This window comes from Pseudomonas sp. 22490 (assembly GCF_052044465.1).
Classification (GTDB): Bacteria; Pseudomonadota; Gammaproteobacteria; order Pseudomonadales; family Pseudomonadaceae; genus Pseudomonas; species Pseudomonas aeruginosa.
On sequence record NZ_JBQENS010000006.1, the window covers coordinates 178,487 to 190,723 of the forward strand.

The window sequence follows — 12,237 nt, forward strand, 5'->3', positions numbered from 1 at the left end:
GCGATTGCACACCCTGTAGCAACTACAGAGTCAAGCGGTACTGCCAATTCGGGTAGCCGCGTCGGCGATTGGAGGAGGGTTGGCATGAAGATCGGTGAGCTGGCGAAGAGAACCGGTTGCCCGGTAGAGACCATCCGCTACTACGAGCGCGAAGGCCTGTTGCCCGAGCCCGCGCGTAGCGAAGGCAACTATCGGCAATACACCCTGGCGCATGTCGAGCGCCTGTCGTTCATCCGTCACTGCCGCTCGCTGGACATGACCCAGGAGGAAATCCGTACCCTGCTGGCGTTGCGCGACCGTCCCGAGGCGGATTGCGGCACCGCCAACCGGTTGATCGACGAGCACCTGCATCACGTCGAGGTGCGCATCGCCGAACTCCAGGCATTGCGCGAGCAACTGCGGGATCTCGGCTCACGCTGTACGGTCGCCGGCAACAGCCAGGCCTGCGGCATCCTCCGCGAACTGGAGCAGCCCGCGCCGCTGTCGCCAATCGCCGAGGAATGCGCCGAGGCCGGGCACATGCACGTCCCCGGCGTGCACCGCCGGCATGGCTGAAGCCGCGCTCAGTGACTGGAGGTGTCCTGTTGCGCGACCAGTTCGTGCAGGTACTTGCGCGAGAGCGACAGGAAGCGTGGGGTAGGGCCGACATCCTCATAGAGCGGATCGCCCTGTTCGTCGGTGGCCACCACCTGACTCCCCTTCACGTAGGGAAAGCTCGCCTCCAGTTCTTCCAGGGCGGCGCCGACCAGCTCGCCCAGTAGTTCCTCGACGCTGCGCCGCGGATACATCTCGTGCAGCGCGGCGAGGCGCGCGGCGCTTTCGACGTCCAGCGGGATGCTGTAGTGGTTGCGGGCCATGCGGCCCTTGGCGGTGTGTTCCCAATGGCGGACAAGCTCACGGATCTTCATGCTGACCTCTTCAGCCCGGTCGTGGCGGGCGTGCTGGGGGGCCCTCGTGGGGCCGTGCCTCGGTGCGGGCACTTCCTTCAGACTAGACCCGATCGGCGCCGGCAGCCTCGCTTCCGGCCCGGCGGCGCCGTACTGGCACCCTGCGGGCTTGTAAGCGCGGGGGCGCCTGAGCCAAGCTGGTTTCCCACCCGCAGTGGAGACAGGTCATGCCGGAGATCGATGCGCGCCTGCGCGAGGACGTCCACCAACTGGGCGAATTGCTCGGCGACACCATCCGCGAGCAGTACGGCCCGCGGTTCCTCGACAAGATCGAGCTGATCCGCAAGGGCGCCAAGGCTGCCCGCCGCGGTTCCGCGGAGGGCGCCCAGCAGCTCACCGCCACCCTCGACGGGCTCGAGGAAGACGAACTGCTGCCGGTGGCGCGGGCCTTCAACCAGTTCCTCAACCTGGCCAATATCGCCGAGCAATACCACCGTATCCGCCGGCGCCGGCCGAACGAGCCGGAACCCTTCGAGAACCTGGTGCTGGAAGAGCTGCTGGGGCGTCTCAAGGACGCCGGGCATGCCCCCGGGCAACTGGCTCGCCAGCTCGCCGGGCTGGAGATCGAACTGGTGCTGACCGCCCATCCCACCGAGGTGGCGCGGCGCACGCTGATCCAGAAATACGATGCGATCACCGCGCAGCTGGCGGCCAAGGACCATGCCGACCTGCTGCCGGAGGAGCGCAGTCGCATCCAGCAGCGCCTGCAGCGGCTGGTGGCCGAGGCCTGGCATACCGACGAGATCCGCAAGGTCCGGCCGACCCCGGTGGACGAGGCGAAATGGGGCTTCGCGGTGATCGAACATTCTCTCTGGCAGGCCTTGCCGAACGTCCTTCGGCACGTCGACGAGGTACTCCTGCGCAGCACCGGCGAACGCCTGCCGTTGACCGCCGCGCCGCTGCGCTTCGCGTCCTGGATGGGGGGCGACCGCGACGGCAATCCCAACGTCACCGCCAGCGTGACCCGCGAGGTCCTGCTGCTGGCGCGCTGGATGGCCGCCGACCTGTACCTGCGCGATATCGACCGACTGGCCGCCGAGCTGTCCATGCAGCAGGCCTCGCCGCAGCTGCTGGCGCGGGTCGGCGATAGCGCCGAGCCCTATCGCGCCCTGCTCAAGCAATTGCGCGAGCGCCTGCGCGTGACCCGCAACTGGACCCACCAGGCCCTGGCCGGCGAGGTGCCGGCCGCGGAGGGCGTCCTGGAGCACAACCGCGACCTGGTCGAGCCGCTGCAACTGTGCCACGAGTCGCTGCACGCCTGCGGCATGGGCGTGATCGCCGATGGCGCGTTGCTCGACTGCCTGCGCCGCGCCGCCACCTTCGGCCTGTTCCTGGTACGCCTGGACGTGCGCCAGGACTCGGCCCGTCATGCCGCCGCGCTGAGCGAGATCACCGAGTACCTGGAGCTGGGCAGCTACGACGAGTGGGACGAGAAGACCCGCCTGGAATTCCTTCTCGAGGAACTGAACAGCCGCCGCCCCCTGCTGCCGGCGCACTACCAGCCTTCGGCGGATACCGCCGAGGTGCTCGCCACCTGCCGGGCGATCGCCGCCGCACCACCGGCGTCGCTGGGGTCCTACGTGATCTCGATGGCCGGCCAGCCGTCCGACGTGCTGGCGGTGCAACTGCTGCTAAAGGAAAGCGGCGTCGACTGGCCGATGCGCGTGGTGCCGCTGTTCGAGACCCTCGACGACCTGGACAACGCCGGCCCCTGCATGGAGCGCCTGCTGACGCTGCCGGGCTACCGTTCGCGGCTGTCCGGGGTGCAGGAAGTGATGATCGGCTACTCCGATTCGGCCAAGGACGCCGGTACCCTCACGGCGGCCTGGGCGCAGTACCGGGCGCAGGAGAAACTGGTGGAGATCTGCCGCCAGCACGAGGTCGAGTTGCTGCTCTTCCACGGCCGCGGCGGTACCGTCGGCCGCGGCGGCGGGCCGGCCCACGCGGCGATCCTGTCGCAGCCGCCGGGTTCGGTGGCCGGGCGCTTCCGGGTCACCGAACAGGGCGAGATGATCCGCTTCAAGTTCGGTCTGCCGGACATCGCCGAACAGAACCTCAATCTCTACCTCGCCGCAGTGCTGGAAGCGACCCTGATGCCGCCGCCGGCTCCGGAGCCGGCCTGGCGCGCGCAGATGGACCGCCTGGCGAAGGACGCGCTGCTGGCCTACCGCAGGGTGGTGCGCGACGATCCGCAGTTCGTCGAGTATTTCCGCCTGGCCACGCCCGAGCAGGAACTGGGCCGTCTGCCGCTGGGCAGCCGCCCGGCCAAGCGCCGCGAAGGCGGGGTGGAGAGCCTGCGGGCGATTCCCTGGATCTTCGCCTGGACCCAGACGCGCCTGATGCTGCCGGCATGGCTTGGCTGGGAGACCGCCTTGCTGAACGCCATCGAGCGTGGCGAGGGCGCGCTGCTCGGGCAGATGCGCGAGCGATGGCCGTTCTTCACCACCCGCATCGACATGCTGGAAATGGTCCTGGCCAAGGCCGACGCGGATATCGCGCGGCTCTACGACGAACGTCTAGTGCCGCTCGAGCTGCGTCCGCTGGGGCGTCGTTTACGCGACCTATTGTCGCAGGCGGTGCGCGTGGTACTGGGACTGACCGGGCAGTCGCTGCTGCTCGCCCACGCCAGCGAGACCCGCGAGTCGATCAGCGTGCGCAACAGCTATCTAGACCCGCTGCACCTGCTCCAGGCTGAGCTTCTGGCCCGTTCGCGGCGCTGCCAGGGCGACGCCTGCGGCGGCCTGGAGCAGGCGCTGCTGGTGACGGTCGCGGGGGTCGCCGCCGGACTGCGCAACACCGGATGAGGGAAGGCGGGGGGCAACTTTCGGTGTCTTGTGCGGTGGGGGGGCGCTGTGTATCTTGGACAGCCTTTTCGGCGCCATACAGTGCCGTTTCCTGCAAATACGAGATTGGCCCCACGAGGCGGATCCAGACTTTCGCTTACCAATTCTAAGGAGCATATCGATGCGTGTGATTCTGCTCGGGGCACCCGGTGCCGGCAAAGGCACCCAGGCACGGTTCATCACCGAGAAGTTCGGCATTCCGCAGATCTCCACTGGCGACATGCTGCGCGCCGCAGTCAAGGCCGGCAGCCCGCTCGGCCAGCAGGTGAAAGGCGTGATGGACAGCGGCGGCCTGGTATCCGACGACATCATCATCGCCCTGATCAAGGAACGCATCACCGAGGCCGATTGCGCCAAGGGCTTCCTGTTCGACGGCTTCCCGCGGACCATCCCGCAGGCCGAAGCGCTGAAGGACGCCGGTGTGACCATCGACCACGTGGTCGAGATCGCCGTCGACGACGAGGAGATCGTGTCGCGTATCGCCGGTCGTCGCGTGCATCCGGCCTCCGGCCGCGTGTACCACACCGAGCACAACCCGCCGAAGGTCGCCGGCAAGGACGACGTTACCGGCGAAGAGCTGATCCAGCGCGAGGACGACAAGGAAGAGACCGTGCGTCACCGCCTGTCGGTCTATCATTCGCAGACCAAGCCGCTGGTCGACTTCTACCAGAAGCTGTCGGCCGCCGAAGGCACCCCGAAATACCACAGCATCGCCGGCGTCGGCTCGGTCGAGCAGATCACCGCGAAAGTGCTTTCGGCCCTGAGCTGATCCGCAGCGCTGTAGCACCGACGGCCCGCTTGCGGGCCGTCGGCGTTTCCGGGGCGGCGAAGGCTGGTACAATCGGCGTCTTTTTCACCACGCGGAACCGTCGATGTCCACTCTGTTGGCCCTGGATACCTCCACCGAAGCCTGCTCCGTCGCCCTGCTCCACGAGGGGCGGGCGCTCAGTCACTACGAGGTGATCCCGCGCCTGCACGCCCAGCGCCTGCTGCCGATGGTCCGCGACCTGCTCGACGAGGCCGGCGTCGCCCTGTCCGCGGTGGACGCCATCGCCTTCGGGCGCGGTCCGGGCGCCTTCACCGGCGTGCGCATCGCCATCGGCGTGGTCCAGGGCCTGGCCTTCGCCCTGCAGCGCCCGGTACTGGCGGTCTCCGACCTGGCGATCCTGGCCCAGCGGGCCTACCGCGAGCAGGGTGCGGAGCGGGTCGCCGCGGCCATCGACGCGCGGATGGACGAGGTCTACTGGGGTTGCTACCAGTTGCAACAGGGCGAGATGCGCCTGGCCGGCAGCGAAGCGGTACTGCCGCCCGAGCGGGTCGCCGTACCGTGGGACGCCGCTGCCGCGGACTGGTTCGGCGCCGGCACCGGCTGGGGCTACGTCGAGCGCATGCCGCAGCGCCCGGCCGCGCTGGACGCGAGCCTGCTGCCGCATGCCGAGGACTTGCTCAGCCTGGCCGGCTTCGCCTGGGCGCGCGGCGAAGGCGTGGAGGCGGAACAGGCGCTGCCGGTGTACCTGCGCGACAACGTGGCGACGCCGAAAAAAGCGCCCTGAAAATGCCGCGCAGCGGTAATTGCCAAGCCTTTCGGGGCTGGCTAGAGTGTGGAGACTTCCCCGGGTTTTGATCATGCGTATCGACGGTCTTTCTTCCTCTTCGTTGCCGCTGGAGCGCAGCGCCCGACCGGGCTCCGCGGTCACGCCGTATCGCGACGTGCAGCGCGAGGTCGAGGCGCGGCGCGAGCAGCCGGCGCCGGTTTCCGGCAGCCAGGGCTTCGAGCAGGCGCCGCAGGCGCGCAAGGTCCAGGCCAGTTCGGCGGGCGGCGACAGCCTGCCGGTCAGCGCCCGCGACCTGCTGGCGTTCCAGCGCCCGGTAAGCAGCCATGCGGCGATGGCCCTGGCCAGCTACAACTCCACCGCCAGCCTCAACATCGACGCCGGCGCCGAGGATGTCCTCGGCCTCGACCTTTACGCCTGAGCGGTTCCCTGCGCTCCCGTGGTTTCCCTTCCTTATTTCCTCGGTTGTCCATCCTGGAACGAGGCGGCCTGGCGCGGCAGCTTCTATCCGCGCGAATTGCGTTCCGCCGACTACCTCGGACACTACGGCGGCATCTTCAACGCGGTCGAGGGCAATACCACTTTCTATGCCCGGCCTTCGGCGGAAACCGTGCGGCGCTGGGCCGAGACGATGCCGGCGGGGTTCCGCTTCTGTGCCAAGTTTCCCCGCGATATCAGTCACGAAGGCGACCTGCGCGAACGGCTCGAGGCCGCCGGCGACTTCCTCGAACTGCTGGCGCCGCTTGGCGAAAGGGTCAGCCCGCTGTGGCTGCAACTGTCGGCGGCGTTCACCCCGCAGCGCCTGGGCGAACTGCTGTATTTCCTCGATGAGCTGAGTCCGCGACGGATTGCCGTGGAAGTACGCCACCCGGCGTTCTTCGACAAAGGCGAGGACGAGCGCCTGCTCAACCGCCACCTGCGCGAGCGTGGCGTGGAGCGCATCTGCCTGGATTCGCGGGCGCTGTTCAGTTGCCGTTCGGACGATCCGGCGGTGCTCCACGCCCAGTCGAAGAAGCCGCGCCTGCCGATCCGTCCGGCGGCCTTCAGCGATACGCCACAGGTGCGTTTCATCGGCGGTCCCGACCTGCCGGCCAACGAGGTGTTCCTTTTGCCCTGGGTCGACAAGGTGGCCGACTGGATCGAGGCCGGCCTGACTCCATACGTATTCCTGCATACCCCCGACAATCACCTGGCGGCCCAGCAGGCCCAGCGTTTCCATGCGCTGCTGGGCCAGCGCCTGCCAGGCTTGCCGGCGCTACCCGAGCCGATCCCGGCCCCGGAAGTGGAGCAACTGGGCCTGCTCTGAGCGCGGCGCTCGACGCTCCACCGGCCTGCGCCTAGGCTAGGGAGTCCTTTCCCCGCCACGGAGCCCGCCGCCATGACCAGCCAACGCCAACGCGCCGAACGTTTCCGCGACCTGCACCAGGGGCCCGGCATGCTGGTCCTGCCCAATCCCTGGGATGCCGGTTCGGCGAAGATGCTCGCCAGCCTCGGCTTCGACGCCCTTGCCACCACCAGCGCAGGCCTGGCGTTCTCCCTGGGCCGGCGCGACGCGGAAGGCGCGGTGAGCCGGACTGAGGCACTGGAAAACGCCCGGGCGATCGTCGCCGCCACCGATCTGCCGGTCGCCGCCGACCTGGAAAACGGCTACGGCGATGCTCCGCAAGACTGCGCCACGACCATCCGCCTGGCCGCCGAGGCCGGCCTGGTCGGTGGTTCCATCGAGGATGCCAGCGGGCGCGCCGGACAGCCCATCTATGAGTTCTCCGCCGCGCTGGAGCGGGTCGCTGCCGCGGTCGAGGCGGCCCGTGCGTTGCCATTCCCGTTCACCCTCTGCGCCCGCGCGGAGAATTTCCTGCATGGTCGCGAGGATCTCGACGACACCCTGCGGCGCCTGCGCGCCTATGCCGATGCCGGCGCCGATGTGCTCTACGCGCCTGGCTTGAACCGCCGCGAACAGATCGTCGCGGTGCTCGAAGCGGTGGCACCGAAGCCGGTCAACGTACTGGTCGGTTCGCCGCGCCTGGAGCTGTCGCTGGACGAGCTGGAAGCCCTCGGCGTCAAGCGCGTGAGCCTGGGCTCGAACCTTGCCCGGGTCGCCTTCGGCGCTTTCCATGAGGCGGCGCAGGCGCTGGCGCGGCGCGACCTGGAAGCGACCCGTGCGGCGATGCCTTTCGACCGTATCAACGACCTGTTCTGCTGAACCCGTGCGCCGCCTGGCCTGGTTGCTGCCATTGCTGCTGGCGGGGGCCGTCGGCGCCCTGCGCTACCAGTGGCTCGATCTGCCGGCGCGCTGGAATCCCTGGCTGCCGCTGGACGTGCGCGAACCGCCGAACCTGCTGACCCGCTACAAGCTATGGCGGCTGGCCGACGACCGGAGCCTCTGTGACGCCGCCCTGGCCACCTCGCAACTGCGCTACCAGCGGGTCGCCGACGATCCGCCATCGGCTACCTGCCCGTTGAGCAACAGCCTGCGCGTGCGTGGGGCGGCATTGGAGTTGAGCAGCAGCTTCCTCGCCAGTTGCCCGTTGGCAGTGAGCTATGCATTGTTCGAGCGCCACGTGCTGCAACCGGCAGCCCTGGATATCTATGGCCAGCCGCTGGCGCGGGTCGAGCATGTCGGCAGCTTCGCCTGCCGCAACGTCTACAACCGCGAGGACGGTCGGCGCAGCCAGCATGCCTCGGCCAATGCCCTGGACATCAGCGGCTTCCGCCTGGCCGACGGGAGGCGGATCCGCCTGGCCACAGACTGGGCCGGCGAGAGCGCCGACGGGCGCTTCCTGCGCCGCGTGCGGGACGGCGCCTGCGCCAGTTTCAATGCGGTGCTGGGGCCCGACTACAACGCCGCCCACCGGGATCACTTCCACCTCGACATGGGCCTATGGAAGGTCTGCCGGTGAGCGCGTGCGGGTCAACTCTGGCAAAATCCGCGCTTTCCCCGACGATTGCCCGACCATGACCGATTCCGCCGCTCCTCGCCTGCATGTCCAAGCCCTGTCCGCCGATTGCGCCGAGGCTGCGCGGCGCTGGGCGGAGCGGCTCGGCCTGCCGCTGGCGGCGGACGACGAGGCGGAGTTCGCCGTGCAGGTCGGCGAGCAGGGCTTGCAGGTCTTGCAACTGGGGGCGGACTCCCCCGGTCCGGTGCGGGTCGATTTCGTCGAGGGCGCCAGCGCCCACCGGCGCAAGTTCGGCGGCGGCAGCGGACAGATGATCGCCAAGGCGGTCGGCGTCCAGCCAGGCATCCGTCCGCGGGTCCTGGACGCCACGGCCGGCTTGGGCCGGGATGGGTTCGTCCTCGCCAGCCTGGGCTGCGAGGTGACCCTGGTCGAGCGCCAGCCGCTGATCGCCGCCCTGCTCGAGGATGGCCTGGAGCGCGCCCGGCGCGATCCCGACGTGGCGCCGATCGCCGCGCGGATGCGTCTGCTCGGCGGCAACTCGGCGGACCTGATGCGCGCCTGGGATGGCGAGGCGCCGCAGGTGATCTACCTCGACCCGATGTTTCCCCATCGCGACAAGAGCGCATTGGTGAAGAAGGAAATGCGTCTGTTCCGGCCGCTGGTGGGCGACGATCTCGACGCCCCGGCGCTGTTGCAGGCGGCCCTGGCCCTGGCCAGCCACCGGGTGGTGGTGAAGCGCCCGCGCAAGGCGCCGATCATCGAAGGGCCCAAGCCCGGCTATAGCCTGGAAGGCAAGTCCAGCCGCTACGACATCTATCCGAAGAAGGCCCTGGGCAAGGGCTGAGTGTCGACACCGCAGGGAGGCGGCGAGCATGCAGCAGACCATCGATTGTCCGATTCGCCGGCGCCTGGCGCACCTGCCCTGGGCCAACGACGGGCGTGCCGGTGTCCGCCACTGGCTGGAGATGCAGCGTGATCCGCTGGCCTGGTTGCAGAAGATGCACGTCGCGCAGCCGGACCTCGCGGTTGCCCGCATGGGCCCGCAGCGCCTCTGGTGCCTGTTCCATCCGCAGGCGGTGCAGGAATTGATGGTCGATCGCCGCGATGACCTGCAACGCTGGCAGCCGGCGCTGTGCATGCTGAAACAGTGGAACGGGCGCAGCTTCATGATGCGCGAGGGCGCCCCCGCCCAGGCCCGGCGCAAAGAAGTACGGCCGCACCTGGCGCCGCCGCCGGCCAGCGAGGTTCGCCGCCTGGCCGCGGAGTGGGGCGAGCGGGTGGAGGAGGGGCGCGAATACGACCTCGACCTGGAAATGGCTGCGTTCAGCGTCACCCTCAGCGGTCACGCGCTGTTCGACGTCGACCTGCAACCGTCGGCCTATCGGATCGCCAAGGCAGTGCGCCTGCTGTCGCGGGTGGCATTACTGGAAATGAGCACCGGCCTGCCACTGGGCCACTGGTTTCCGAGCAAACTGTGCCCGCGCAAGCGCTGGGCGCTGGGCCAGTTGCGCGAGGCGGTGGGTGAGGTGGCGGAGCGCTCGCCGCGGCCGCTGGCGGACCTGCGCGATGAACTCTGCACCCTGCTCATGGCGTCCCACCAGTCCACCGGCGTGACCCTGACCTGGAGCCTGTTGCTGCTGGCCCAGCGTCCCGAGTTGCTCGCGCGGCTACGCGCCGAGCTGGCGCGAGTGAATTGGACGGCGATCCGCTCGGTCGCCGACCTGCGTGATTGCGCGCTGCTCAGGGCGGTCCTGCAGGAGTGCCTGCGCCTGTACCCGCCGGCCTACGGCCTGGCGCCGCGGCAGGTGACGGCGGACATCGAGGTGTTCGGCCAGCGGCTGAAGCGCGGCGACGTGACCATGGTCTCGAGCTGGATCACCCAGCGCGATCCCCGTTGGTTCGAGGCGCCGCTGGAGTTCCGTCCCGAGCGCTTCCTCGAACCGGCGCGCTGGCCGCGCGGCGCCTACTTCCCCTTCGGCCTCGGCGACCGCGCCTGCCCCGGCACCGCGATGGCGATGATCGATCTGGCGGCGGCGCTGGCCTACTGGGTCGAGCACTGGGACATCATGCACGACGGCGACCTGGCGCCGCGCGGCTGGTTTTCCCTGCGTCCGCAGCGAGCGCGGGTGCGTTTCCGCCGTCGCGCCTGAGCTGCCTCAGCCGCCCGCGGCGAAGGCGCGCAGGAACAGCGCCACCACTTCTTCCACGTGCCGCTCGCCTTCGGCCTCGTCCAGCGGTTCGGCGCAGCCGATCAACAGACGGTAATTGGCGCAGCCCTTGACCAGCATGAAGAAGTGTTCGGCGGCGTGGCGCGCGTCCGGGAACGCCAGCTTGCCGCTGCGGCGGGCCTGCTCGAGGAGGCGTTCCATCTCGTCGATCACCTGCTTCGGCCCGGCCTCGAAGAACAGCTCGGAAAGCTTGGGGTTCTGCCCGGCCTGCGCGGCCATCAGGCGGGTCAGGGCGATCGCCTCGTGGCTGTTGATCAGCCGGTGGAAGCCGCGGGCGATATTCAGCAGGACCTTTTCCAGTGGCGCGCCTTCGGCCAGCTGGAAGTACAGGGCGGGAAGCTGCTCGGCGCACTTGGCCTTCACCGCTTCGCTGAACAGGGTTTCCTTGTCGGTGAAGTGGCTGTAGACGGTGAGCTTGGAAACGCCGGCTTCCGAGGCGATGGCTTCCATGCTGCTGCCGTCGTAGCCGTTGCAGAGGAACAGGCGCTTGGCCGCCTCGAGAATGGCTTCCCGTTTGGCCGGGTCCTTGGGCCGGCCGGGACCGACGGAGGAGGTGGATTCTGACATGCGCTTATACAATTGAAATACTGGACTGATGGGTTCTGTATTTTTACTATACCGCCCAGTATAAGAACTCGAACGCAGTTTGCGGAAGGTGTCACATGTACCGCCATATCCCGCTCGTCGCCCTGTCCCTGTTTTCCTCCCTGTTCCTCGCCGCCTGCGGCAACGGCACGCCGCCGCCAGCCGCGGCGCGTCCGGCGATCGTCGTCCAGCCCCAGCCGGCGGGGGAGGTGAGCCAGGCCTTTCCCGGCGAGATCCGCGCCCGCCACGAGCCGGAGCTGGCCTTCCGCATCGGCGGCAAGGTCATCCGCCGGCTGGTGGAAGTCGGCGAGCGGGTAAAGAAGGACCAGCCCCTGGCCGAACTCGATCCCCAGGACGTGCGCCTGCAACTGGAGGCGGCGCGGGCCCAGGTCAGTGCCGCCGAGGCCAACTTGCAGACCGTGCGCGCCGAGTACCGGCGCTACCGCACCTTGCTCGACCGCAACCTGGTCAGCCATTCCCAGTTCGAGAACATCCAGAACAGCTACCGCGCCGGCGAGGCGCGGCTGAAGCAGATCCGCGCCGAATTCAACGTCGCCGACAACCAGGCCGGCTACGCCGTGCTGCGCTCGCCCCAGGATGGCGTGATCGCCAGCCGGCGCGTCGAGGTGGGCCAGGTGGTGGCGGCCGGACAGACGGTCTTCAGCCTGGCCGCCGACGGCGAACGCGAGGTGCTGATCGGCCTGCCGGAACACAGCTTCGAACGTTTCCGCATCGGCCAGCCGGTGTCGGTCGAACTCTGGTCGCAACGCGACAGACGCTTCGCCGGGCATATCCGCGAGCTCTCGCCCGCGGCCGATCCGCAATCGCGTACCTTCGCCGCCCGGGTGGCCTTCGACGACCGCGCGACTCCGGCCGAACTGGGCCAGAGCGCGCGGGTCTACGTCGCCGCCGCCGAGGCGGTGCCGTTATCGGTTCCCTTGTCGGCGCTGACCGCAGAGGCCGGCCAGGCGTTCGTCTGGGTGGTCGAGCCGGGCAGCTCGACCCTGCGCCGGCAGGCGGTGCGCACCGGTCCCTATGCCGAGGACCGGGTGCCGGTGCTCGAAGGCCTGAAGGCTGGCGACTGGGTGGTGGCCACCGGGGTCCAGGTGCTTCGCGAAGGGCAGCAGGTGCGTCCGATCGACCGGGCCAACCGCACGGTGAAACTGGCGGCCAAGGAGTAGTCG

At 69.0% G+C, this 12,237-nt stretch carries 13 protein-coding genes; 11 read left to right on the forward strand and 2 right to left on the reverse strand.

Features of this window, described 5'->3' with window-relative positions:
- Nucleotides 1–84 precede the first annotated feature (84 nt).
- A complete protein-coding gene (gene cadR / locus ACTJJX_RS09055) occupies nt 85–555 on the forward strand; it encodes a Cd(II)/Pb(II)-responsive transcriptional regulator (protein ID WP_003103716.1) in 471 nt (156 codons plus the stop codon).
- 8 nt (nt 556–563) lie between these two features.
- Here cadR and ACTJJX_RS09060 read toward each other — a convergent pair whose 3' ends face one another.
- A complete protein-coding gene (locus ACTJJX_RS09060; RefSeq protein WP_003092488.1) occupies nt 564–908 on the reverse strand; it encodes a hypothetical protein in 345 nt (114 codons plus the stop codon).
- Between the two features lie 206 nt (nt 909–1,114).
- On the opposite strand from ACTJJX_RS09060, the gene ppc reads away from it, so the two are divergent.
- From ppc to ACTJJX_RS09105, 9 genes are all read left to right on the forward strand, one after another.
- A complete protein-coding gene (gene ppc, locus ACTJJX_RS09065; protein WP_016263164.1) occupies nt 1,115–3,751 on the forward strand; it encodes a phosphoenolpyruvate carboxylase in 2,637 nt (878 codons plus the stop codon).
- A gap of 160 nt (nt 3,752–3,911) precedes the next feature.
- Complete coding sequence (adk, locus tag ACTJJX_RS09070) at nt 3,912–4,559, forward strand: adenylate kinase (protein ID WP_003092485.1); 648 nt, start codon at nt 3,912–3,914, stop codon at nt 4,557–4,559.
- Between the two features lie 103 nt (nt 4,560–4,662).
- The gene (tsaB, locus tag ACTJJX_RS09075; protein WP_003092483.1) at nt 4,663–5,343 is read left to right on the forward strand and encodes a tRNA (adenosine(37)-N6)-threonylcarbamoyltransferase complex dimerization subunit type 1 TsaB; all 681 of its coding nucleotides are present in this window, start codon (nt 4,663–4,665) and stop codon (nt 5,341–5,343) included.
- A 73-nt stretch (nt 5,344–5,416) separates the two neighbouring features.
- Nucleotides 5,417–5,764, forward strand: a complete 348-nt coding sequence (locus tag ACTJJX_RS09080; protein WP_003098661.1) for a hypothetical protein — start codon at nt 5,417–5,419, stop codon at nt 5,762–5,764.
- An 18-nt stretch (nt 5,765–5,782) separates the two neighbouring features.
- A complete protein-coding gene (locus ACTJJX_RS09085; protein ID WP_003098658.1) occupies nt 5,783–6,649 on the forward strand; it encodes a DUF72 domain-containing protein in 867 nt (288 codons plus the stop codon).
- 72 nt (nt 6,650–6,721) lie between these two features.
- Complete coding sequence (locus tag ACTJJX_RS09090) at nt 6,722–7,546, forward strand: isocitrate lyase/PEP mutase family protein (RefSeq protein WP_016852522.1); 825 nt, start codon at nt 6,722–6,724, stop codon at nt 7,544–7,546.
- Between the two features lie 4 nt (nt 7,547–7,550).
- Entirely contained in the window at nt 7,551–8,243 is a 693-nt protein-coding gene (locus ACTJJX_RS09095) for an extensin-like domain-containing protein (protein ID WP_016852523.1), read from the forward strand.
- Nucleotides 8,244–8,298: 55 nt separating this feature from the next.
- A complete protein-coding gene (locus tag ACTJJX_RS09100) occupies nt 8,299–9,084 on the forward strand; it encodes a class I SAM-dependent methyltransferase (protein ID WP_003119335.1) in 786 nt (261 codons plus the stop codon).
- Between the two features lie 28 nt (nt 9,085–9,112).
- Nucleotides 9,113–10,390: a cytochrome P450 gene (locus tag ACTJJX_RS09105; RefSeq protein ID WP_003117476.1), complete on the forward strand. Its 1,278-nt coding sequence runs from the start codon at nt 9,113–9,115 to the stop codon at nt 10,388–10,390.
- A gap of 6 nt (nt 10,391–10,396) precedes the next feature.
- On the opposite strand, the gene mexL is transcribed toward ACTJJX_RS09105, so the two are convergent.
- On the reverse strand, nt 10,397–11,035 hold the full coding sequence (mexL, locus tag ACTJJX_RS09110; protein WP_003092468.1) for an efflux system transcriptional repressor MexL: 639 nt from the start codon (nt 11,033–11,035) through the stop codon (nt 10,397–10,399).
- A gap of 95 nt (nt 11,036–11,130) precedes the next feature.
- Here mexL and mexJ point away from each other — a divergent pair, with 95 nt between their 5' ends.
- Nucleotides 11,131–12,234 (forward strand): multidrug efflux RND transporter periplasmic adaptor subunit MexJ, encoded by a 1,104-nt coding sequence (mexJ, locus tag ACTJJX_RS09115; protein WP_003113855.1) that lies wholly within the window; start codon nt 11,131–11,133, stop codon nt 12,232–12,234.
- Nucleotides 12,235–12,237: the final 3 nt, after the last annotated feature.